Raw genomic sequence first — 23,308 nt, forward strand, 5'->3', positions numbered from 1 at the left:
CGCGCCCGACGTGTTCAGCGGTATCCGGGTGTTCAGAACTCCGACCAGTCGGAATTGTCGACAACCTGCATCGCGGCGGCGGCCGGCATCGAGCCGCCCCGGGCGGCCCGGCCCGGGCGCGCGGCGCGCGCGGGGGCGAAGGGCACGACGGTTTCGTCGCCGATCCGGAAGCCGCCGACCAGCGCCGCAAGGGCATCCGCCTCGCTCGCCAGGCTGCGCGCCGCCGCCGTCGATTCCTCGACCATCGCCGCGTTCTGCTGGGTCACCACGTCCATCTTGCCTATCGTCTCGTTGGTTTGGCGCAGCTTGTTCGACTGGTCGGACGAGGCGGCGCTGATATGGGTCACCACCTGGGTGGCGGTATCGATGCGGCCGATGATCGACGTCAGCGCATCGCCGGTCTTGCGCACCATGTCCACGCCCGAAGCGACTTGCGCGGAACTGGTCTCGATCAGCGCGCGAATGTCCCTGGCCGCGTCGGCGGAGCGCTGGGCCAAGCCGCGCACCTCGTTGGCGACGACCGCGAAACCCTTGCCCGCATCGCCCGCGCGCGCCGCCTCGACACCCGCATTGAGCGCCAGCAGGTTGGTCTGGAAGGCGATCGAATCGATCACCGAAATGATCTGGCCGATTTCGGCGGTCGATTTCTCGATCTGCTCCATCGCCGAAACCGCCTGGCCAACCACTTCGCCGCCGCGCCGTGCCTCGCTTACCGCGGCATCGACGCCCAGGTGCGCCTCGGCCGCGCTCTGCGCGGTATCGCGCAGCGCCGCGGTGAGAACACTGACCGCGGCCGCGGCCTGGCCCAGTTCGCTGGCATGATGCTCGGTGCGCTGGGCCAGGTCGTCGGAAGCCTGGCTGATCTCCATCGAACCGGTGCGGATCGCGTGGGTCGAACGCGAGACCGACTGCATCGCGTCGCGCAGGCGCGCGGCAGTGGCATTGAAATCCTGCTCCAGCCGCCGATAGGCCGCGCCCAGCGCGGGCAGCGCCACCGTCAGGTCGCCATCGGCCATCGCGCGAAGCCGGTCGCCGACCAGCTCGATCATCTCGCGCGCCTCTTCGTCGCCGCGTTCCTTGTCGCGCAGCGCGTCGCGCAGCCGGGCGGCGGCGCGGGCCAGTTCGCCCACCTCGTCCTCGCGGTCCAGATATTCGATCGGCTCTTCGAAGCGGCCGCTTTCGATCGCGCCGATCGCCGTGCGCAGCGAATTCAGTTCGTCGCCGATGCTGTTGCGGATGGCGCGGGCCAGCAGATAGGATACCAGCCCCACCAGGCCGGCAAGCCCCACGGTCAACGCCATGACCCACTTGGACAGGCTCTGCTGCGTCGCCGCGATCGCTTCGCTGCGCGCTATCACGGGTTCGCGAATCTTCTCGATGCTGTCATCGACGTCGTTGCCGATGGCGGTGACGCGGTCCAGCGCCGCCTTGTCGGTCCCGCCCTGCGCGAAGGCCGCTTCGGCCGCGGCGAGATAGTCCCTGGTCTTGCCGCCGACGATATCGACCTGCGCGATTTCCTCCACGGCCGCACGGCTGCGCGTATTCGCGATCGAAGTCCCGAAGTCCTTCGCGTTGCTCTGCCAGCCTTCCCTGGTTTCGTCCGTTCCGAATACCGCGTTGCGGAACACGTCCCGTTCAAGCGAGGCGAAATCCTTTTCAAGAAGCGCCGCGTAAAGCGCCTCCTGCGAGGTCGCCTCGTCAAGCGTGAGCATCCGCAGCGACAACAGCGAGCCAATCACGACGGTGGCCACAAGGCACAGCGCCAGGACCACCGCCGCCACCGATTGCAAGGCAAGCCGGCGGGTGATCGATTGACGGCGCAGCCAGCTGGTGCCCTGCGCGGACGCGAAAGCCATGGACGTTTTACCCTTTCCTCCAGAATGCGTCGGAGATCACGGCGCAAACCGTTCTCCGCAGTCCGCGAGGATAGGTGCGGCTTCCTGAATTTCGGACTCTCGCATCGTTAAGCGATTGCCCTGAGGCGAATGGTAAATTCTGGCCGGGCCGGCCCCCGGTCCGGCTCATGCCGGCGAGCCCGCTTCCGGCGGCTATGCGGCCTTCGCGGCCGCCGCGAATCGCCGGGCCAGCACCGCGCAGACCATCAGCTGGATCTGGTGAAAGAACATCAGCGGCAGGATCACCGCGCCCACCTGCGTCGGCGCGAACAGCACGCCGGCAAGCGGCACGCCGGTGGCCAGGCTCTTCTTGGAGCCGCAGAACAGCAGGACGATGCGATCCTCCCGGGCAAAGCCCAGCGCCTTGCCGATCAGGACCGCCGCGATCATCACCGCCGCCAGCACCGCCAGCGAGAGCGCGGCGATCAGGCCGAGCTCGCCGGGGGTGACCCGGCCCCACAGCCCTTCCAGCACCGCCGCCCCGAACGCGGCATAGACCACCAGCAGGATCGATCCCCGGTCCACGTAGCCAAGGACCTGCTTGTGCCGCGTCACGAAGCCGCCGATCCACGGCCGCAGGAAGTGGCCGGCCAGGAACGGCAGCAGCAGCTGCACCGCGATCGCCACCACCGGATCGGTCGAAAACCCGCTCTGCCTGCCGGTAATCAACAGCGCCGTAAGCAGCGGCGTGGCGAAAATGCCCGCCAGGTTCGAGAACGAGGCGCTGCACACCGCGGCGGCGACGTTGCCCCCGGCGATCGCGGTGAACGCGATCGAGGACTGCACCGTCGAGGGCAGCAGGGTGAGGAACAGCACGCCCGTCGCCAGCGCCGGATCGAGGCCCGGGATCGCCTGCACGCCAAGGCCGATCAGCGGGAACAGCACGAAGGTCAGCGCCATGGTCGTCACGTGCAGCTTCCAGGCCCGCGCGCCATCGACGATCGCCTGGCGCGAGAGCTTGGCACCGTGCAGGAAGAACAGCAGCGCGATCCCCGCATCGGCGATCCCGCCGGCGATGTCCGCCCAGATTCCGCGCGCCGGCAGGATCGAGGCAAGGCCGACGGTGCCGACCAGCAGCAGCAGGTAAGGATCGATGTTCAACCGCGCGAGCAACCGGTTCACGGCCGCAGCCACTTGTGCTCGCGATACCATTGCGCGGTGGACCTGAAGCCCTCGCGCGTTTCGATCCGCGGCGCCCAGATGGCGGCGGGCACCGCCGCCTCGGGCGAGGCCACCCAGTCCGGATGGCTGTAGTAAGCCGCGCGGTCCATCGTCATCTTGGCCTTGGTGCCGCGAAAGAAGCCGTCCAGCCGCGCCGCCCATTCCAGCGCCCCGCGCGACAGTCCCAGGACTTTCGGGCGCTTGCCCACCGCCCCGCCGATCGCCCGGGCGGCCTCATGGTGATCCCATCCCCCGGGCCTGCCGTCGTCCGGTTCGAACATGCGGCCCGAAACCGCATCCCCGCCGGAAACCAGCGCGACGAGCAGCCGGGCAAGATCCTCGACATGGATCATCGAGGCGCGGCCCTCGCGCGGGACGGGGACCACCCCCCAGCGCGCGGCGCGGAACAGCTCGAACATCTCCTTGTCATGCGGCCCATAGATCGCCGGCGGCCGCACGATCGTCCAGTCGAGCGGGCTTGCCATCAGCAGCTTTTCCGCGCGCGCCTTCGACGCGCCATAGGCGGACAGTTCCGGCTCGCGCGCGGAAAGCGACGAGACATGGACGAAGCGGGGTATGCCCTTGGCGATCGCCGTCTCGATCAGGTTGAGCGTGCCGGTGACGTTGCCTTGCTCGAAGCCCGCGGGATCGGGGGCGTTGATGACCCCGGCCACGTGGATGGTCGCTTCCACCCCGCGCGTCAGTTCGGAAAGCGAGGCGGTGTCCGCCAGTTCGCCCCGCACCCATCGCACGTGCTCTCGCGCCGGCTGCTCGCGGCGGGTCAGCGCCCGCACCGCATAGCCGGCAGCCAGCACCGCATCGAGCGTGGCCTGCCCGACGAAGCCGGTGGCGCCGGTGAGCGCCACGGTGGGACGGTCGGTTTCGATCACGGCGTAAGGCCTTTCATCACGAGCTGGTCGCGGTGAACCACCGAGGAACGCGGCGCGTAGCCGAGCACGGCGGCCTGATCGCTCGAATGGAGGCCCCGGATCGCGGCGCATTCGGCCGCGTCGTATTCAGACAGGCCATGCGCGAGCACCCGGCCCTGCTCATCGTGGATCGCCACGGGATCGCCGCGTTCGAACACGCCTTCCACCATCGATATCCCCTTGGCGAGCAGGCTGGATCCGCGCGACAGCGCCGCGGCGGCCCCGGCGTCGACCACCAGCGTGCCCTTGAGCCTGAGCCGCCCGCCCAGCCAGGCCCGCTTGGACCCGCCGCGCACGCCGGCCTTGCGGCGCGGCAGGAACAGCGTGCCGACGCCGTCCCCGATACCACCCTGCATGCCCTGCCCGGCGATCCGGGCCACCGGCCGATCGTGCTGGCCATTGCCGATCACCAGGCAGATGCCCGCCAGTTCGGCGATCTCGGCCGCCTGGAGCTTGGAAACCATCCCGCCCGAACCCATGCCGGAGTTCGATTCCGCGCTGGCCATGGCATGGACTTGCGCCGTCACGCCCTCGACCACGGGGATCATCCGCGCACCCGCTTCCCGGGGATGGCGATCATAGAGCCCGTCGATGTCGGACAGCAGCATGACCGCGCTCGCCTGCGCCGCCTGGGCCACGCGCGCGGCAAGCCGGTCGTTGTCGCCGAAGCGGATTTCCTGGGTGGCCACCGAATCGTTCTCATTGACAACCGGCACCGCGCCGGCATCGAGCAGCCGCGTCAGCGTGGCGGTGACGTTGAGGTAGCGGCGCCGATCCTCCAGGTCATCGAGCGTAAGCAGCATCTGCGCGGCGATCAGTCCGTGGCTGCCCAGCAGTTCCGCCCACAGGCCCGAAAGCGCGATCTGGCCGACGGCGGCGGCGGCCTGCGCATCGGCAAGCGATCCGCGCCCGCCCTTGTCCAGCCCCAGGGTCGCCGCCCCGAGCGCGATCGCGCCCGAGGACACCACGATCACCCGCTGCCCGCGCGCGCGCGCCTCGGCGATCTCGGCCACCAGCCCGGCAAGCCACTCGCGCCGCACCCCTTCCTTGCCGACCAGCAGCGCCGAGCCGACCTTGAGCACAAGGAGCGGGCACTGGGCCTTGTCGGCAAGATCGGAAAGACGGGTGATCGGCATGGGAACGCCAGCCTCTAGGAGAAATGCCGGCCGGTGGGAAGCGGGGTGTGGCGGGGCTTCGACAAGCTCAGCCCGAGCGGGATCGGGGGATGGCGGCCAGCGCATCGCGCCCGCAACTCAGATCGGCGACCAGGGTCTTTCGTCCGCCTCTTCGCGCTCGCCTTCGGGCCGTTCCGTCACTGTCGCGGCGGGGAGGTATTCGATCACCGCGTCCAGCAGCCTGGACATGCCCTTGCCGGTGGCGCCGGAGATCGGGAACACTTCGTCCGCGCCGGCCTTGAGCAGTTCCCTGGCATAGTCCGCCGCCAGCGCATCGTCGACGAGATCGATCTTGTTGAGGGCGACCAGGCGCGGCTTGTCCGCCAGGCCTTCGCCATAGGCTTCCAGTTCCTCCTCGACGATGCGCATCGCCTCGACCGGATCGGTGCTGGAGATGTCGATGAGGTGGACGAGCACGCGGCAGCGCTCGATGTGGCCGAGGAACCGGTCGCCAACGCCGGCGCCGTCGGCCGCGCCCGCGATCAGGCCGGGAATGTCGGCGAGCACGAACTCACGGTCCTTGTGGCTGACCACGCCGAGCTGCGGGCGCAGCGTGGTGAAGGCGTAGTCGCCCACTTTGGCCTTGGTGTTCGACAGCGTGTTGATGAAAGTGGACTTGCCCGCGTTGGGCATGCCGACAAGACCGACGTCGGCAAGCAGCTTGAGCCGCAGCCAGACCCACATCTCCTGCGCCGGGATCCCCGGCTGGTGCTGGCGCGGCGCCCGGTTGGTGCTGGTCTTGTAGCTGGCGTTGCCCCGCCCGCCCATGCCGCCTTCGAGCAGGACCACGCGCTGACCGGCCTCCACCAGATCGGCCAGCACCGTCTCGCGGTCCTCGTCATCGATGACCTGGGTGCCCACCGGCACCTTGACGACAAGGTCCTTGCCCGCCGCGCCGTTGCGGTTCTTGCCCATGCCGTGGCCGCCGCGCGGGGCCTTGAAGTGCTGGGTATAGCGAAAGTCGATCAGGGTATTGAGCCCCGCCACCGCTTCGAACACCACGTCACCGCCCTTGCCGCCGTTGCCGCCGTCGGGCCCGCCGTACTCGACGTATTTCTCGCGCCGGAACGACACGGCGCCGGGCCCGCCGGCGCCGGAGCGGATGTAGATCTTGGCCTGGTCGAGAAAGTGCATGGAATGTCTGTCCGACGGTTGGATGCGGCGCCTGCTGGTCCGCCAAAACGCGAACGGCCGCAGCAGTGTGCGGCCGGCCGGCGGGAATATCAATTACTGGTGGAGCCGAGGGGGATCGAACCCCTGACCTCGTCATTGCGAACGACGCGCTCTCCCAGCTGAGCTACGGCCCCGTTCCAGTATCGTCACGCCGCGGTCCCGCCGCTTTGCGAGGCGCCCCCTTAGCGAAGAGAGCCCCGCCATGAAAGAGCTAAAATGCGCAAAGCGAAGATTAGAGCATAGAACCCGGCCTTACTGCACATAGCCCTCCCGCCGCGCCATGGTCTGCTGTTCGGAGGGACGCACCGTGATAAACCCGCCGCCATAGCGCGCCTGCCAGGCGGCAAGATCGGCGCGGTACTGCTCGTAACTGTCGAAGAACGCCTTGAACGGCGCTTCCATCTTGGCAAGGCCGGAGAACGAGTAAGCCTCGAACTGGCTGGGATCGACGGTCTGGAGTTCGATGGTAAGCTCCATCGCCGCCTGGCAGAAGCCGGTATCGACCGGCGGCAGCGAGAAGAAATTATAGACCTGGGTCTGGTAGCTCTCGAACGCGACAACCGCCGCCCGGCCGGTGTGCTGGGTCCTGAAGCTGCGGTCGATTTCCTTGTACGCGGAATCGAGCGGCTTGGCGTAAAACGCCAGGAAGCGCTTGTACCCCGCGAGAATCGGGGCGTACTGCGGCTCCACGCAGTTGAGCGCGGCGACGTTGTAGGCCGAACGCAGGTTCCATACCGCCTGCGAGGTGGAAATCCCGGTGTTGACCGTATGACGCACGCCATCCTGGGTGACCGGCGGAATGGTCATTTCCGGCGGCGCGCCCATCGGCGGGGCCGGCATCGGCGGGATGACGACCACCGGCGGCGGCGGCGGGGGCGGCGGCTTGGTCGCGCAGCCCGACAGCACCGCCATCATCAGGGTCATGGCCGAACCCGCCAGCAGCGGTAGCCCGCGACCAAGGCCTTTGAATTTGAGGTTTTCCACCCGTCAACTTCTCCAATCTCAGCGCCCGAACCCTACCCTCCGCCGGCCACAAAGGAAATGCCCGGTGCGACGAAACGCACCGGGCATCCTAACCAGTTGATTCTTAGGCTGTGGATTACCCGCGCACGGTTCCCGCGCGGGTGAAATCTCAGTCGCGCTGGCCCAGGAAGCTCAGCAGGAACTGGAACATGTTGATGAAGTCCAGGTAGAGGCTGAGCGCGCCGAGCACCACCGCCTTGCCGACGAATTCGGTGCCGCGCAGCTGGTAGTACTGGTTCTTGAGCATCTGCGTGTCATAGGCGGTGAGACCCGCGAAGATCAGCACGCCCAGGACCGAAATCACCAGTTGCAGCACCGTCGAGCCGACGAAGATATTGATGAGCATCGCCACCAGGATGCCGACCAGGCCCATCAGCAGGAACGTGCCGAAGCCCGACAGATCCTTCTTGGTGGTGTAGCCGTAGAGGCTCAGGCCCGCGAAGGCCGCCGAAGTCGCGAAGAAGGTCGTCGCGATCGAGCTTGCGGTGAAGACCAGGAAGATCGTCGAGAGCGACAGGCCCATGATGACCGCGAAGCCCCAATAGAGCATCTGCAGCGTCGAGGTCTGCATGCGGTTGGCGCCGTAGCTCATCGCGAACACGAACCCGAGCGGGGCCAGCATGACCAGCCACTTGAGCGGCGAGTACATCATCTGCTCGGCCATGCCCGACCGCGCGAAGAGCAGCGCGACGATGCCCGAAAGCAGCACGCCCGAGGCCATGTAGTTGTAGATCGACAGCATGTGACGGCGCAGCCCCATGTCATACGAGACTTGGCCGGCAGTGCGTCCGTCAAGGCTCGGAGACGCACCGAAGCCCGGACGGGGCTGGGGGTCGTTCCAATTCGCCATTTCAAACTCCCTTTCGCGGGGCATCTTCCGCACAACGCGGACCCCGCACAGACGCAATATCGGCGTGAGCGGTTAAAGTTTCAAGAAAAACCGGACCGGAACAATTGTGTCAAAATGTATGCCGCCGCCGAAAGCCCGTTCCAGGCGGGCGCCCCTGTCCGATTCGGTTGATCGGAAGGCCTGCTTCCCACCGCTTCGACCCTCGCGAGCCGCCCAGCAACGTGCACGGGGAAAGAATTGCGAGACCGTCAGCCCTTGCGCGCCGCCGCCGCCATTTCGGCATTGCGGTCGCGCGAGGCGGCCATCGCCTTGGCGACGACTTTGGCCAGCGCCCCCTCGGCATCGAGCACGTCGAGCCCGGCGCGGGTGGAGCCGCCGGGGCTGGCGACTTTGTCGGCCAGCTCGCCCGGCGAGAATTCCGATGTCCCGGCCAGCAGCGCCGCCCCTTCGACCATGGCGAGCGCGAGGCGCCGCGACTGCCCCTCATCGAGCCCGAGCGCGACGGCGCCGGAGGCCAGCGAATCGATGAAGCGATAGACGAAAGCCGGCCCGCAGCCGGCAAGCGCGGTGACCGCGTCGAAGAGATGTTCTCCCGCCAGCCATTCGGGCGTGCCGAGCGGCGCCATCAGCGCGGTGACGGCGGCGCGGCCGGTCTCGTCAAGGCCGCGCGCGTCAAGCGCGATCGGCGACTTGCCGATGGCGGCGGCCAGATTGGGCATGATCCGCACGATCGCGCCGGCCCGGGGAAAACGCGCGGCGAGGCTGGCGAACTCCACGCCCGCGAGAATGGAGAAAAGCACCGTCTCGCGCCCCGCAAGCGCGGCGAGCGCCGGTGCGACATCGTCCAGCCCTTGCGGCTTGATCCCCAGCAGGATCGCATCGAACCGCCCCGTCGGCAGTTCGCGCAGCAGGGTCACGCCCTCCGGCAACCCGGTGCGACAGGGATCGACCACGGTGAAGCGCGAAGCGGGAATGCCGCCGGCGAGCCAGCCGGACAGCATCGCCCCCGCCATGTTGCCGCAGCCGACGAGCAGGATGTTCTGAAAGCGGTTCATGACGCGCCGCTTAGACCAAATTCCATGGATCGAAAATCTTGCCCCCTCATTCTTCCCCTTGTTTCGTCATTGCCGCACCGCCTGCGGCGGCTCGCAATGACGAAAGGAGAAGACGAGTCTCACTTGAAGAAACTTGATATCGGGCCGGCGCACGCACGCTGCCAAGGGCAAGCCCGCGGCGGCGTCAAGCTTCCCCGGCGGCGTCCACCAGCGCGGCGGCCAGCGCCTCGGCCGGGGTCTTGTCGCCCCACAGGATGAACTGGAACACCGGGTAGAAGCGGTCGCATTCCTCGATCGCGGCCTCTACCACCAGCTGCGCCTGCCCGGGGCCGAGCAGGCCATCCTCGCCCAGCATCAGCCCGTGGCGGTAAAGCACCACGCCGCCGTTCGACCAGACATCGAAATGGCCCAGCCAGAGCTGCTCGTTTATCAGCGCCAGCGCCTCGAACATCGCCGCGCGCTTGCCGTCGGCAACGCGGATGTCGGGCAGGCAGAGGAGTTGCAGCACCCGGTCCTCCGCGCGCCAGATCGCCTGGAACTGGTACGTGGCCCAGGCCCCCTTCACTTCGGCGGAAATCTCGTCCTCGCCGGAATATTCGAAAGGCCAGTCGTGCGCTTCGAACAGCGACGCCAGCATTTCCACGGGGGCGGAGTCCTCTTCCCGGTCGATATCGTTCTGAACCGTCCTCATAAATTCCGACATAAGCCCTTCCGCGAATTCACCCGCATGGATGCTGTGCCAGGGCAGGAAAGCACAATGCCGGCAACCGCGATCACCTGCGCATAACTGCACAAGGCTGTTAACAGCGTGTGGATAAGACTAATCGAAACTTAATCGGCCGGCAAAACCGGCGCCGCCGCCCGGCTAATTCTTCGGCAAGGCGTCAACCACCTGGCCGGCCGGACTCGTCCACGGCAGTGCGTCGTCGATCCCGGCCTTCTTCAGATCCACGATGAACTGGTTGGCGGCCTTCTGGGTTTCGAACGGGCCGGCGAGCACGCGGTTGGTGCGGCCCATGTCGCTCACATAGGCTTGCCGCCCCTTGAACAACGCCGGCGCCTGCTTCGCGCGGCGGCGCCAGTCGAAGGCGATCGCGTCCTTGTCCCGCCCGACGCCAATCTGCACCCAGATGCGGCTGGGATGCGCGGGAGGCGCCGGCTTCTTGGGCTTGGGCTTTTCCACCGGCTTCCTTTCCTCGACCTTGGGTTCCGGTTTCGGTTCGGGGCGGGCCGGCTCGATCTTGCTGATGTCGACCGCGCCGGGGACCGGCGCCGCCTGTGTCGCCGGCTTGCCGAAGTCGGCGAATATCTCCGCGAGCGACGGCTGCGCCGGCCCCGGGACGGCCGGTGCGGGAATCGCGGAGGAAGGCGGTGCGGCGGACGTGCTTTCAGCGATGGGCTGGACGACGGGCGCGGAGGAAACGGCCGTCGGCGTTGGCGGCGATGCAGGCGCGGGTGTCGGCGCAGGCGCAGCCGACACCGCCGGACCGCCGCCCTGCGTGGCCGGCAGACTGGCGAGATCGAAGCCCGGCGCGGGAGCCTTGGCGGGGGCCTTGACGGGGGACGCAGGCGGCGCCTGGGTAGCCGCCTGGACCGGCGCGGGCGGGGTGGTGGCCGCTCCGGCAGAAGCCAGCGCAACCTTCTGCGACGGGGCGGGCGCAGGCGCGGGTTGGGCGGCCGCGGGCGAAAGCGCTGTGCTTCGCGCGATCGGCGGCAATTCACCGGTGCTTTCGATCGCGGGCCTGGGTTCCGGCGGGACCACCCGGTCAGGATCGGCCGACGCCGACGGCGTCTTGCGCGACGAGCCGGTACGGGTCGCTTCGCCGGCTTGCGCCCCGGCGGCGCGGGCCGTGTTCGACGCGATCCTCGTCCTGCTCGAAGGCTTCTTGTCCTTGGCCCCTCGCCCCCCATCGAGCGGCTCGCCCTTGGGAACCAGGCCGGAGTCCGCCGCGGCGACGCGCGGCGGGGCATAAGCCGCTATGCGCGCATCGTCGCGGCCGATTTCGGAAGCACGCGGAAACCGGCCGAGATTGGCGGCGGCGGCCTGCTGCGCCTTGGTCAGGCGCGGCATGTAGCGCAAATAGGGCGCAATGCTTTCCGCCAGTTGCGGGGGCAGGATCGTCTCCGCGACATCGACCGCCTGCTTGGCGTCCCCGCCGATCGCAAGCGCGAAGGCCCGCGCGCGCCAACCCGGCTTGTCCTGCTTGCGCAGCAGCGGCATCAGCGTCGCTTCCGCCGACTTCTGGTCCCCGGCCATCGCCTGGCTGAGCGCGAGCCGCAGGCGCGCCTCGTCGTTCTCGCCCGCCGCCATCGCCGCCGCATAATAGCGCTGCGCCGTCGCGTTGTCGCCCACGAGGTCATAGGCGAGGCCGCGATCAGCGGCGATCCGCGCCGGAGCCGCGCCGGCCTTCTCGGCGGCGTCGAAGTAGGGGATGGCGCTGACCGGATCGCCGGTCATGACGTAAGCCCCGGCCAGCCCCGCCTTGACCCGGGGATTGTCGGGGGAAATCTTGTCCGCCCGGCGGTAGAAGCCGATTGCCGCATCGAAATCGCCAAGACCGCGCGCCGCTTCGCCCGCGTCGATCAAGGCCGTTATATCGCGCGGATCACGCCCGAGCCGGGCAAGCGCGGCATTGAGGCGCTGGCTCTCGATACTGGGCAAGGACTGGACCACGGGCCGGGAAACCACCGGCGCGCCTTGCGCCAGGGCCAGGCCCGGCCAGCCAAGGCAGTAGCCCGCCGCCGCTCCCGCCACCAACCGCCAAAGCTTGAGCTCGACCCGCAAGACCCCGGACATCCCTGCCAAACGACAGGCGCGTGCCGCCTGTCCAAAACACCGTGCCAAAACACCGCGCCAAAACACGGCAACCGGCCGGCCGCCGATGAAGCCGCTATCGGATGCCGCCGATGAACCTCATGCGAACGGCCCGGGGCCCTTGGCGGCGGATCGCCGCCCGCATGCGGCGGTCCGCCGCGCGTGCGTTCCGGCCGCCTACTGGTTGTTCTGCCTGCCGAGGAAGCGCGGAATGCTGATGGAAGCGCCATCGCCGTCCTCGCTCTCGGGCGATGGGTCGCTCGCGCCCGGCTTGGGGCGGGAAAGACTGGTCATCCGCTCGAACAGGGTGCTGCCACCGCCCGGCGGCTTCGGACGCGCCGAGAGGTCGGCCGGCTGGGCGCCGCGCGGCGCGCTGGCCTGTCCGCCGTCGAGCAGCAGTTCGTCCTGCCTCCGCGTCGGCGCGAAGGAAGCCGTTTGCGGGAACGCCGTTTCGGGCTGCGCCTCTTGCGCGGCGCCAAGCTCGAGCGGCTCGGCGCGCGAGCCGGCCAGGCCGGAGAGGCTGGCATAGTTGCCCGATCCGGCCCCGTCTTCCTCCGGCCCCTCTATTTCATCGCCCGCGCCCAGTTCCAGCTCGGCGGTCGGCCGATAAGGTTCCGGCGCCGACGCCGCGATGGGCTGGGGCTCGCGGCGCTCGAACGGTTCCGGCGCCGGAGGCGTTTCGGTGTACCTGGGCGCGGCAGGCGCTGCGGATGCCTGCATCCCCGGGCGCACCGGCCCTCGCGAGGCGCCGAGATTCATCGGGCGCGAAGCGATCTCGGCCTGCTCAGCGCTCTGCTCGATGCCGGTGGCGACCACCGAGACGCGGATCTTGCCCTGCAGGTCCGGATTGAAGGCGGAACCCCAGATGATGTTCGCGTCGCTGTCCACCAGTTCGCGGATGTGGTTGGCGGCTTCGTCGACTTCGAGCAGCTTCATGTCGTCGCCGCCGATGATCGAGATGATGACGCCCTTCGCGCCCTGCATCGAGACGCCGTCGAGCAGCGGATTGGCGATGGCGCGTTCCGCTGCCTCCAGCGCGCGGTTCGGGCCTTCGCCCTGCCCGGTGCCCATCATCGCCTTGCCCATTTCGCCCATCACCGATCGCACGTCGGCGAAATCCAGGTTGATAAGGCCGGGCATGACCATCAGGTCGGTGATCGAACGCACGCCCTGCTGCAGCACTTCGTCGGCAAGCTGGAAAGCCTCCTTGAAAGTGGTCTCCGCCTTGGCGACGAGGAACAGGTTCTGGTTGGGGATGACGATCAGCGTATCGACATGCTTCTGCAGTTCCTCGATGCCGGCATCGGCGGAACGCATGCGGCGCGTGCCTTCGAACAGGAACGGCTTGGTCACGACGCCGACGGTCAGCACGCCCTTTTCGCGCGCGGCCCGGGCGATGATCGGCGCCGCGCCGGTGCCGGTGCCGCCGCCCATGCCGGCCGCGATGAAGACCATGTGCACGCCTTCCAGGATGCGGTCGATCTCGGCAATGGTTTCTTCCGCCGCTGCGCGGCCGACTTCGGGGCGCGAACCGGCGCCGAGGCCCTGGGTGATGTCGGGCCCGAGCTGGATCCGCGTCTCGGCGATCGAATTGTTGAGCGCCTGCGCGTCGGTATTGGCGACGACGAAGTCCACGCCCTCGATCTGGGCTTCGATCATGTTGCCGATCGCGTTGCCGCCGGCGCCGCCGACTCCGATCACGACGATCCGCGGACGAAGCTCCTCGATCGCTGGCGGTCCGATGTTAATGCTCATTTCGCTCTCCTGGCAGACGCGCTGGCAACCGCCTGGCAACCGCGCGCGCGAAGAAATTTCCTTGACCGGCTTGATTGCACGCTTCGACTCGTGGAGGCAAAGCGTCATAAACCTTTGTCCACAGCCAAAGCCGCCAGCCAAGGGGTTTCTTCGACACCCGCTGTCCAGACCGTGAACCGGTCAAAAATACTCTTTCAGCGCCTGATAGACGCGGCCGACCATGCCCAGCCCGCTCAAGCGGACGGTGTTCTGCCCGCTCCGGCTCATCGCGCGAATGTCGACCGGATCGGCGGCAGCATATAGCACGAGACCGACCAATGTGGAAAATCCGGGCTTCACATGCGCCTCCGCCAGTCCCGTAAGATGCGGCACGCGGCCGATGCGCACCGGCTTGCCGATCGCCGCCTGGGCATAGTCGGCCAGGCCGACCAGTTCCGCGCCGCCGCCGGTGAACACCACCTGCTTGCCGCGCTGGCCGTTGAAACGCATCAGCTTGAGCGCCTTGTTGACTTCTTCCATCAGCATGCCGAGCTGGCCGGTGATGACGCCGATCAGTTCCGCGCGCGGGATGCGGTTCTTGTCGTCGGCATGACGCGCGATCGGGCCCGAGCCCTCCTCGCCCGGGGCGTTGACCGGAATCATCTCGCGGTGGTCGTGCGGGCTGGCGATCGCCGAGCCGTTGACGCACTTGAGCCGCTCCGCCTGGAACCGCCGGATGCCGAAGGCCGAGGCGACGGCATCGGTGATGTCGGCCGAGCCCATCGGAATCGCCACCATGTCGGTCAGCATGCCGTGCGAATAGACCGCGACATTGGTGACTTCGGCCCCGAATTCGACCAGCGCCACGCCGAGGTCGCGTTCCTCGGGCGAAAGGCAGGCGTGGCCCGCCGCGATCGGGGAGCCCACGACCGCCTCGACCTCAAGATGCGCGCACTGCACCGCCTCGGTAAGATTGCGGATCGGTGCCCCGTCGGCCAGCATGACGTGAATGTCGACGCCCAGCCGCTCGGCATGCAGCCCCTTGGGATTGGCGACGCCGTGGGCACCGTCGAGCCGGTACTGCGCGGGCTGGGCGTGGAGCACCATGCGCCCGTCCGGCTGGATCACGTCGCGCGCGGAGACGAGCAGCTGGTCGATGTCCTCCCGCTCGATGCGCCGCCCGCCGATCTCGGCATCGAACTGGTCGATGCGGCTGGCAAGGCCCGCGCCGGAGCAGCCGATCCAGACTTTCTGCACGGCGGTATCGGCCATCTTCTCCGCCCGGTCGATGGCATCGCGCACCGCGTAGGTGGCGGCGGCCATGTCCGTCACATAGCCGCGCTTGATCCCCTGGCTGGCGCGGTGGCCCGAGCCGAGCACGACCATGTCGCCCATCTCGTTGATCCCCGCGACGATCGCGGAGATCCGGAACGATCCGATATTGACCGCGCCGAACACGCGGGTGATCCGGGGGGCTGCCATTACCGTTCCTCCGCCATCATGGATTCTCGCTTCCCGCCGCATGCGCGACGGCGCCGGCCTTGAGCGCCAGCTCCTCGCCTTCCTCGTCGGGCACGCGCAGATAGATGCGGTCCCGGGCGCGCATGTCGAAAGCGGTGACTTTGCCGCCGAGCAGGCGATTGGTGCCGTCGAGCCGCGCGAACGTGACGAGCGCGCTGGCCGATTCCCGATCGCCCTCGGGCAGGGCGAGCACCTGCCCGGTCTGGAACGTCAGGTTCCAGCGCCGGTTGCCGATCCACTCCGCCTCCGCCACGCGCGGCTTGAGCGCCGGGGCCGCCTCCAGCAGGTGCGAGAGCGCCACCACCTGCTGCCCGGCGCCGAGGCCCGAGACTATGAGCTTGCCCGCCGCCTGCTTGCGGCTGATGACTTCCAGCTCGTGCCCGGTCTCGTCGATCAGCACGAAGCGATCGGCCTTGCGCAGCACCGCGTGCGGATCGCGCTCCACGATGTCGATGACGAGCGTGTCGGGCAACTGGCGCGAAACGCGGGCATCCTTGACCCAGGACAGTTCGAGCAGTTCGGCGCGCAGCCGTTCGAGATCGACCAGCGGCATGGCCCGGTCGCGCTCGGCCAGGGCCTTTTCGTAGACCTTGAGCTCGTTGATGTTCTTGACCCCGCGCACCTCGACGCGCTTGACCTCGAAGCCGGCCTCGGCGGCGATCTGGGTCAGCTGATAGCTCGCCATGGTCGGCAGCCCGGCCATCGAGGCGACCACCCAGGCGAGCACCGCCGCGCCGCCCAGTATCGCGGCAAGGAAGATCCGGTGCAGCTGTTCTTCCGAAAACGGCAGCCAGCCCATGGCCATGTCGACCACGGAACCGGTGCGCGCCTGGGCCTGGCGGACCTTGACCTTGGTGCCGTGGGCCGCCGCGGCCTTGCGCGCGGTCTTGGCCTTGCGCCGGATCGTCGTGCTCATTTGGCTCGCCCCCCTGCCCCGCGCGCGTCTTCAAGCGCCTCGACGATGATCGCCTCGACAAGATCGGGATAGTCCATGCCGCAGGCGCGCGCCTGCTCGGGCACGAGGCTGAGCCGCGTCATGCCGGGCTGGGTGTTCACCTCTAGCAGGAACAGGCCCTCCACGCCTTGGCTATCGTCCCAGCGGAAGTCCGAACGGCTGGTGCCCTTGCAGCCGAGGAGCTGGTGCGCCCGCAAGGCCAGGTCCTTGCAGGCGGCGGTGATCTCGTCCGGGATCTCGGCAGGGCAGACATGCTCGGTCATGCCGTCGGTGTACTTGGAATCGAAATCGTAGAAGCCCGACTTGGGCTTGAGTTCGGTGACCAGCAAGGCCCGGTCGCCGATCACGGCGGTGGTCAGTTCGCGGCCGCGAATATAGGGTTCCGCCAGCAGGCGATCGAATTCCTGCCACGGCCCCTTGGCGTCGCGGCCGATCGGATTGCCGTAGTTGCCTTCCGCGGTGACGATCGCCACCCCCACCGAAGAGCCTTCGTTGACCGGCTTGAGCACATAGGGGCGCGGCAGCGGATCACGCTCGAACAGCGTCTCGGTCTCGACGATGCGGCCGCCCGGCATCGGGATGCCGTGGGGCACCAGCGCCTGCTTGGTCAGTTCCTTGTCGATCGCGATGACCGAAGTGGCCAGCCCCGAATGGGTGTAGACCAGCCCCATCAGGTCCATCATGCCCTGCACCGTGCCATCCTCGCCCGGCGCGCCGTGCAGGGCGTTGAACACGACGTCGGGCGCCGCCTCGGCAAGGCGCTGCGCGACATCGCGGCCCATGTCGATGCGCGTGACCGTGTGGCCCTTGCCCTCCAGCGCCTCGGCCACGCCTTCGCCGCTCATCAGCGAGACCGGCCGCTCGTTCGACCAGCCGCCCATCAGGACCGCGACGTGGAGTTTGGGGAGGGTCACTTGGGGATACCTACTCTTTGAATTTCCCATTCGAGCTCGACGCCCGAGGTTTGCTTCACGCGCCGGCGCACTTCCTCGCCCAGCGCCTCGATCTCGGCGCTGCTGGCCTCACCGGTGTTGATGAGGAAGTTGGTGTGTTTCTCGCTGACTTGCGCGCCGCCCATGGCGAGCCCCCGGCAGCCCGCCTGGTCGACAAGCTGCCAGGCCTTGTGGCCCGCCGGATTCTTGAAAGTCGAGCCGCCGGTCCGCGAGCGCAGCGGCTGCGAGGCTTCGCGGCTTGCCGAGATGCGGTCCATCTCGGCCTGGATCGCTTCGGGATCGCCGGGCCGCCCCCGAAAGCGCGCGGCGACGACGATCGCCCCTTCGGGCAGCTCGGAATGGCGATACCTGTAGCCGAGGTCGGCATTGCCCAGCACGACCAACTCGCCCGATCGCAGCACCACGTCGCATGTCGTAAGGATGTCCTTGACCTCACCCCCATAGGCGCCGCCGTTCATCCGCACGAAACCGCCCACGGTGCCGGGGATCGAGCGCAGGAATTCAAGCCCGGCAACGCCGCTGTCCCGCGCGGTGGAGGAGACCAGGATGCCCGAGGCCCCGCCGCCGCAATCGAGCGTGACCGCATCGGTGCGCGTCACTTTGGCGAAGGCCTTGCCGAGCCGCACCACCACGCCCGGCACGCCGCCGTCGCGCACGATCATGTTCGATCCCAAGCCCAGCGCCATGACCGGAACCGAAGGATCGAGGCCGCGCAGGAAGGCTTGCAGGTCGCCGATGTCCTTTGGTTCGAACAGCCACTCGGCCGCTCCGCCGGACTTGAACCAGACCAGCGGGGCCAAAGGGGCGCCGGGGGTGAGCTTGCCCCTGACCCCGTTCGTGTCGAGCGAAGTCGAGACACGAACGGAGCCGGGCTCGATTTCCGGCGTCACGCAGCCCTCCTCGCCAGAATCGCGTCAGCCAGCCCGGCCGCCCACCTGGTGATGTCCCCCGCGCCCAGGCACACGACCATGTCGCCGGGCTGCGCGCTGCCCGCAAGCGCGTCCGCCAGCGCATCGGGCCCGGCGACGACTTGGGCCGAGCGATGCCCGCGCGCTTTCATGCCTTCGACCATGACGTCGGAATTCACGCCTTCGATCGGCTGCTCGCCCGCCGGATAGACCGGGGCGGCATAGACCACGTCGGCATCGTTGAAGGCAGCCTGGAAGTCCTCCATGTGATCGCGCAGGCGGGTGTAGCGGTGCGGCTGGACCACCGCGATGACGCGGCCCTTCACGCCCTCTCGCGCGGCGGCGAGAACGGCGCGGATCTCCACCGGGTGGTGGCCGTAGTCGTCGATGATGGTGACCCCGCCGACTTCGCCGACTTTGGTGAAGCGGCGCTTGACCCCTCCGAACTTGGCGAACCCGGTCTGGATCACCGCGTCGCCGCAGCCCATCTCGACCGCGACGCCCACGGCGGCCAGCGCGTTCTGGACATTGTGGCGGCCCGGCATCGGCAGTTCGATCCCCGCGATCCGGCGGAAGCTGCCGTCACGCTGGCGCAGCGCCACGTCGAAGCGGTTTCCGCCCGGAACCGGGGTCACGTTCTCCCCGCGAATGTCCGCCTGCGCGGAAAAGCCGTAAGTCACGACGCGGCGATCGCGCACCTTGGGGATCACCGCCTGCACTTCGGGATGATCGATGCACAGCAGCGCCGCGCCGTAGAACGGCACGTTCTCGATGAACTCGACGAAGGCATCCTTGACCCGGTCGAACGAGCCGTAGTGATCGAGATGCTCGGGATCGATGTTCGTCACCACCGCGATGGTGCCGTCGAGCCGCAGGAACGAGCCATCGCTCTCGTCCGCCTCCACCACCATCCAGTCGGATTCGCCCAGCCGCGCGTTGGAACCATAAGCGTTGATGATGCCGCCGTTGATGACGGTCGGGTCGATCCCGCCGGCGTCGAGCAGCGCGGCGACCATCGATGTCGTGGTGGTCTTGCCGTGGGTGCCGGCCACCGCGACGGTATTCTTGAGCCGCATCAGCTCGGCCAGCATCTCGGCGCGGCGCACCACCGGGATGCGGTGCTCCAGCGCATGGACCACTTCCGGATTGTCACGCTTCACGGCGGTCGAAGTGACGACCACGGCCGCCCCTTCCGCGTTTTGCGCGGCATGGCCGATCATGACCTTGATCCCGCGTCCGCGCAGGCCCTCTACCACATAGCCTTCGGCGATGTCGGAACCCTGCACCGAATAGCCGAGGTTGTGCATGACCTCGGCAATGCCCGACATGCCGATGCCGCCGATGCCGACGAAATGGATCGTGCCGATGTCCGTGCCGACACCTTTCATCGGACGCTTCCGCGCGCCAGCTCCGAGACCAGATCCGGCGCCCGTTCCCGGGCCAGCGCTTCGCCGCCCTTGGCAGGCGCGGCCTGCTTTTCCATGCGGATCACATCCATGATCGGTGCCCCGCCGAAGCTCTCGACAAGATCGGCAAGGTCGCTCGCGGCGTTGGGATAGCCGCAGTTCCAGGCGCCGTGCGCGGCATTGGCGAGCGTTTCGGGATGCTGCGCCATGGCCTGGATCTGCTTGGCGAGCGCGGTGGCGGTAAAGTTTTCCTGCCGGATCGCCCGCGCGCCGCCCGCCGCCACGATCTCACGGGTGTTCGCCGCCTGGTGATCGTCGGTGGCGATGGGCAGCGGGACGAGAATGGCGGGACGGCCCACGGCGGTCAGTTCGGCGATCGTCGAGGCTCCCGCGCGGCCGATGAACAGGTGCGCGCCGGCAAGCCGTTCGGCCATGTTCTCGAAATACGTGGCAAGCTCGGCGGGGATGCCGTGGCCGGCATAGCGCGCGCGCACCGCCTCTATATCCTCGGCGCGGGACTGCTGGATGACCTGCAGGCGCGAACGCAGCGCCGGCGGCAGCATGGCGAGACCGTCCGGCACCACTTCCGAAAGCACCCGCGCGCCCTGGCTTCCCCCGGTGACGAGGATACGCAGGAGGCTTTCACCGGTGAATTCGGGGAACGGCTGGTCGCGCAGCGCCAGGACGTCGGCCCGTACCGGATTGCCGACCAGGGTGACCTTGGCCTCATGCCTGGGATCGAGCCGATCGACCTGCGCGAACGCAGTGGCGATGGCGTCCACCTTGCCCGCGAAGTAGCGGTTGACCCGGCCCAGCACCGCGTTCTGTTCGTGCAGGACCGTCGGTATCCGGGCGGACGCGGCCGCCAGCAGCGTCGGCAGCGCTGGATAGCCGCCGAAACCGACCACGGCGGACGGCTCGAAGCTTTCGAACAGGCGCAGCGCCATGCGCCGCCCCTCCAGCACGCCTTTCGCGCCCTTGAGCCAGCCGAGCGGGTTCAGCCCGGCGATGCGCCCGGGCGGCAGCACGTGCGCGGTCAGGAACGCGGGCTTGCCGGGGATCGCGGCGCCGCGCCGGTCGGTCACCAGCGCGACATGATGGCCGCGCGCGTTGAGCTCGACCGCGAGCGCGAAGGCGGGAATAAGGTGTCCGCCGGTCCCGCCGGCGGCGAGGACATAGTGGCGGGAAACCAGGCTCATTGACTCTCTCCAACGGCGCGCAGCGAAAACTTCTCGCGCTGGATGAACGGATTGCGGCGCGTGATCGCCAGCAGCAGGCCCATGCACAGGCACATCGCAACGGTCGATGAACCGCCGTAGCTGATGAGCGGCAGGGTCATGCCCTTGGACGGGAACAGCTGCAGGTTGACAAGGATGTTGATGAAGGCCTGGCCCCCGAACTGCGCGGCGAAGCCCGAGGCGGCCAGGACGGTGAAAAGGTCTTCCTCTTCCACCAGGCGCAGGATCACGCGGATCAGGATCGTCAGATAGACAATGACGATCGCCATGCAGGCCAGCAGTCCGAATTCCTCGCCGACGACCGAGAAGATGTAGTCCGTATGCGCCTCGGGAAGCGCCAGCTTGCGCGTGCCCATCCAGAAGCCCAGGCCGGTCCACCCCCCGTTGAGCAAAGTGCGCTGGGCAAGGTCCACCTGATCGAACGCGGTGCCCCCGAACAGGAAGTTGTCGATGCGGTTCCGGCCGTTGTCGTAAGTGAAGTACATCAGGACCAGCCCGGCGATGCCCATGCCAAAGAACATGCCGATGCGCCTGATGTCTATCCCCGAAAGCAGGATCAGCACCAGGAACGTGCCCGAAAACAGCATGGTCGAGCCGAAGTCGGGCTGCAGCATCAGCAGCAGGCCCAGCACGCCCATCAGGCCGAAGCACAGCCCCACCACGGGAATCCGCGGATCCCGCGCGCGCCACGAAAGGATCCAGGCGAGCAGGATGGGAAAGCCGCACTTGAGGAATTCCGATGGTTGCAGCGAAATGCCCAGATGCAGCCAGCGCCGCGCGCCGTTCACTTCCGAACCGACGAACGGCACCAGCACCAATGCCGCGAACATCGCCCCCCCCAGCACGATGCCCAGCCTCCTGGCGCCGTCCTTGCCCAGGGTGGAGGCCCAGAACATCGCGCACAGACCCAGGATCTGCCAGCGCAGATGCAGGGAAAAGAAGTAGAGATCCGGCAGCTTTTCCTTCGCGGTCGACAGCCGCCGCGCGCTGGCCGGGGAACCCGCCGCCACCGCCACCGCGCCGATCGCCATCAGGATCAGCACCAGGACCAGGGTGGCGCGATCGATTTCCTGCCACCAGATCGCCAGCTGGCCGCGCCGGTTGCGGTTGTAGCGGGTGCTCCCGGCGCCGGGGCTCGGGGCGATGCTGGCCATCAGGCGCCCTCCCCGGCCTGGTCGTCGGGGGCGAGCAGCGCCTCGACGATCTGGCGAAAGGCCTGGCCGCGCGCTTCGTAGTCCCGGAACTGGTCGAAGCTGGCGCAGGCCGGCGAAAGCATGACGATGTCGCCCGGCTTCGCCGCCGCCATCGCCTCCCGGATCGCCTCGGCCATCATCTCGGAGCGATGGACGCGCGTGTGGGGCGCCAGGATTTCGGCGAAGCGGGGCCCGGCGTCACCGATGGTATAGGCAGCGGCGATATTGCCGAAGTAGGGCGCGCATTCGTCCAGGTCGTCGCCCTTGGGCAGGCCGCCCAGGATCCAGTGCACGCGGGGCTCCGGGCTGGGCGGAAAGGCGGCGAGCGCCGGAGCGGCCGATGCCGGGTTGGTCGCCTTGCTGTCATTGATGTAGATGACGCCGTTCGCCTCGGCTACGCGTTCCATGCGGTGGGGCAGGCCGCGAAAGTTGCGCAGCGCCTTCTTCCACTGCGCCTTCCTGATCCCCAGCGCCTCGAGAATGGCGACCGAGACCGCCGCGTTCTGCAGATTGTGCGGCCCTTGCAGCGAGGGCCATTCCTTCTGCAATTCGGCAAGCTCGCTGCCGTCGACGAGGCGGACCAGGCCGGGTGCCCGGCGCGACGCCTCGATGCGGGCGATGGCGCGGGTCTCGCGATCGCCGGTGCCGAACACCGCGCTGCGTTCCTTGCCCTGCATCTCGAACAGCCGCGACTTGGCGGCGGCGTAGCCTTCGAAGCCGCCGTACCGGTCGAGATGGTCGGGCGTGATATTGAGCAGCGCGGCGACCTCGCAATCCAGGGTGCGCGTCAGATCGATCTGGTAGCTCGACAGCTCGAGCACATAGACGCCGCCTTCCGGCAGCGGATCGGTGCTCAGGACCGGCACCCCGATATTTCCGCCTACCCGAGCGGGCACGCCGGCGCTTTCCAGCACATGGTGGACGAGCGAGGTCGTGGTGGACTTGCCGTTCGTCCCGGTGATGCCGACGACGCGGTGGGGAGGCAGGCTCTCGCGGGCGATCGCGAAGAGCTCGATATCGCCGATCACCGGGACGCCGGCGCGCGCGGCCGCCTCGGCAATGGGATGCTGGTTGAGGGGAATGCCGGGCGAGACGACGACGCCGGCGTAGCCGGCAAGATCGGCCGCGACCGGATCGGCCAGTTCGACCTTGCCGCAATCGACCCATTCGCACAGGCCCTGCCTGGGCTCGTCGCGGCTGTCCCAGGCCAGGACGTGCGCCCCGCTCGCCACCAGCGTCGCGACCACGGCCTGCCCCGATCGGGCAAGGCCAAGGACCGCGTAACGCTTGCCGGCGAAGGCGGGGGAGACGATCACACGCCGGT

General features: G+C 68.2%; 19 protein-coding genes and 1 tRNA gene. All 20 read right to left on the minus strand.

Going from position 1 to position 23,308, the window contains the following annotated elements; all coding sequences use genetic code 11:
• Positions 1 to 32: 32 nt before the first annotated feature.
• Positions 33 to 1,856, minus strand: a complete 1,824-nt coding sequence (locus BM052_RS03710) for a methyl-accepting chemotaxis protein (RefSeq protein WP_091143385.1) — start codon at positions 1,854 to 1,856, stop codon at positions 33 to 35.
• Positions 1,857 to 2,048: 192 nt separating this feature from the next.
• Complete coding sequence (locus BM052_RS03715) at positions 2,049 to 3,017, minus strand: bile acid:sodium symporter family protein (RefSeq protein ID WP_177198311.1); 969 nt, start codon at positions 3,015 to 3,017, stop codon at positions 2,049 to 2,051.
• Positions 3,014 to 3,946: an NAD-dependent epimerase/dehydratase family protein gene (locus tag BM052_RS03720; protein ID WP_255405939.1), complete on the minus strand. Its 933-nt coding sequence runs from the start codon at positions 3,944 to 3,946 to the stop codon at positions 3,014 to 3,016. The genes BM052_RS03715 and BM052_RS03720 overlap by 4 nt, the downstream gene beginning before the upstream one ends.
• Positions 3,943 to 5,121 (minus strand): glutamate 5-kinase, encoded by a 1,179-nt coding sequence (gene proB / locus BM052_RS03725; protein ID WP_091143391.1) that lies wholly within the window; start codon positions 5,119 to 5,121, stop codon positions 3,943 to 3,945. The genes BM052_RS03720 and proB overlap by 4 nt, the downstream gene beginning before the upstream one ends.
• 117 nt (positions 5,122 to 5,238) lie before the next feature.
• Entirely contained in the window at positions 5,239 to 6,294 is a 1,056-nt protein-coding gene (gene obgE, locus BM052_RS03730; protein WP_091143393.1) for a GTPase ObgE, read from the minus strand.
• A gap of 97 nt (positions 6,295 to 6,391) precedes the next feature.
• Positions 6,392 to 6,467, minus strand: a tRNA-Ala gene (locus BM052_RS03735).
• Between the two features lie 118 nt (positions 6,468 to 6,585).
• Complete coding sequence (locus BM052_RS03740; RefSeq protein ID WP_091143395.1) at positions 6,586 to 7,317, minus strand: hypothetical protein; 732 nt, start codon at positions 7,315 to 7,317, stop codon at positions 6,586 to 6,588.
• A 148-nt stretch (positions 7,318 to 7,465) separates the two neighbouring features.
• Positions 7,466 to 8,206: a Bax inhibitor-1/YccA family protein gene (locus BM052_RS03745; RefSeq protein ID WP_091143397.1), complete on the minus strand. Its 741-nt coding sequence runs from the start codon at positions 8,204 to 8,206 to the stop codon at positions 7,466 to 7,468.
• A 248-nt stretch (positions 8,207 to 8,454) separates the two neighbouring features.
• Complete coding sequence (locus BM052_RS03750; RefSeq protein ID WP_091143400.1) at positions 8,455 to 9,261, minus strand: pyrroline-5-carboxylate reductase family protein; 807 nt, start codon at positions 9,259 to 9,261, stop codon at positions 8,455 to 8,457.
• A gap of 184 nt (positions 9,262 to 9,445) precedes the next feature.
• Positions 9,446 to 9,964, minus strand: coding sequence for a type III secretion system chaperone family protein (locus BM052_RS03755; RefSeq protein ID WP_091143403.1), 519 nt, complete (start codon positions 9,962 to 9,964; stop codon positions 9,446 to 9,448).
• A gap of 162 nt (positions 9,965 to 10,126) precedes the next feature.
• Positions 10,127 to 12,046 carry an SPOR domain-containing protein gene (locus BM052_RS03760; protein ID WP_255405941.1) on the minus strand — a complete coding sequence of 640 codons (1,920 nt, stop codon included), beginning with the start codon at positions 12,044 to 12,046 and terminating at the stop codon, positions 10,127 to 10,129.
• Between the two features lie 207 nt (positions 12,047 to 12,253).
• Positions 12,254 to 13,831, minus strand: a complete 1,578-nt coding sequence (ftsZ, locus tag BM052_RS03765; protein WP_091143908.1) for a cell division protein FtsZ — start codon at positions 13,829 to 13,831, stop codon at positions 12,254 to 12,256.
• A gap of 180 nt (positions 13,832 to 14,011) precedes the next feature.
• Positions 14,012 to 15,292 (minus strand): cell division protein FtsA, encoded by a 1,281-nt coding sequence (ftsA, locus tag BM052_RS03770; RefSeq protein ID WP_091143407.1) that lies wholly within the window; start codon positions 15,290 to 15,292, stop codon positions 14,012 to 14,014.
• A 16-nt stretch (positions 15,293 to 15,308) separates the two neighbouring features.
• Positions 15,309 to 16,247, minus strand: a complete 939-nt coding sequence (locus tag BM052_RS03775) for a cell division protein FtsQ/DivIB (protein ID WP_091143409.1) — start codon at positions 16,245 to 16,247, stop codon at positions 15,309 to 15,311.
• On the minus strand, positions 16,244 to 17,200 hold the full coding sequence (locus BM052_RS03780) for a D-alanine--D-alanine ligase (RefSeq protein WP_091143412.1): 957 nt from the start codon (positions 17,198 to 17,200) through the stop codon (positions 16,244 to 16,246). The genes BM052_RS03775 and BM052_RS03780 overlap by 4 nt, the downstream gene beginning before the upstream one ends.
• A complete protein-coding gene (gene murB, locus BM052_RS03785) occupies positions 17,197 to 18,129 on the minus strand; it encodes a UDP-N-acetylmuramate dehydrogenase (protein WP_369821491.1) in 933 nt (310 codons plus the stop codon). The genes BM052_RS03780 and murB overlap by 4 nt, the downstream gene beginning before the upstream one ends.
• Positions 18,126 to 19,535 (minus strand): UDP-N-acetylmuramate--L-alanine ligase, encoded by a 1,410-nt coding sequence (gene murC, locus BM052_RS03790; protein ID WP_091143415.1) that lies wholly within the window; start codon positions 19,533 to 19,535, stop codon positions 18,126 to 18,128. Before murC ends, murB begins: the two co-directional genes overlap by 4 nt.
• Positions 19,532 to 20,752, minus strand: a complete 1,221-nt coding sequence (gene murG / locus BM052_RS03795; RefSeq protein ID WP_091143419.1) for an undecaprenyldiphospho-muramoylpentapeptide beta-N-acetylglucosaminyltransferase — start codon at positions 20,750 to 20,752, stop codon at positions 19,532 to 19,534. The genes murC and murG overlap by 4 nt, the downstream gene beginning before the upstream one ends.
• Positions 20,749 to 21,945 (minus strand): FtsW/RodA/SpoVE family cell cycle protein, encoded by a 1,197-nt coding sequence (locus tag BM052_RS03800; RefSeq protein WP_091143420.1) that lies wholly within the window; start codon positions 21,943 to 21,945, stop codon positions 20,749 to 20,751. Before BM052_RS03800 ends, murG begins: the two co-directional genes overlap by 4 nt.
• A complete protein-coding gene (gene murD, locus BM052_RS03805; RefSeq protein WP_091143423.1) occupies positions 21,945 to 23,300 on the minus strand; it encodes a UDP-N-acetylmuramoyl-L-alanine--D-glutamate ligase in 1,356 nt (451 codons plus the stop codon). Before murD ends, BM052_RS03800 begins: the two co-directional genes overlap by 1 nt.
• Between the last annotated feature and the right edge of the window lie 8 nt (positions 23,301 to 23,308).

Origin of the sequence: Novosphingobium sp. CF614 (assembly GCF_900113255.1) — a bacterium.
Taxonomy (GTDB): Bacteria; Pseudomonadota; Alphaproteobacteria; order Sphingomonadales; family Sphingomonadaceae; genus Novosphingobium.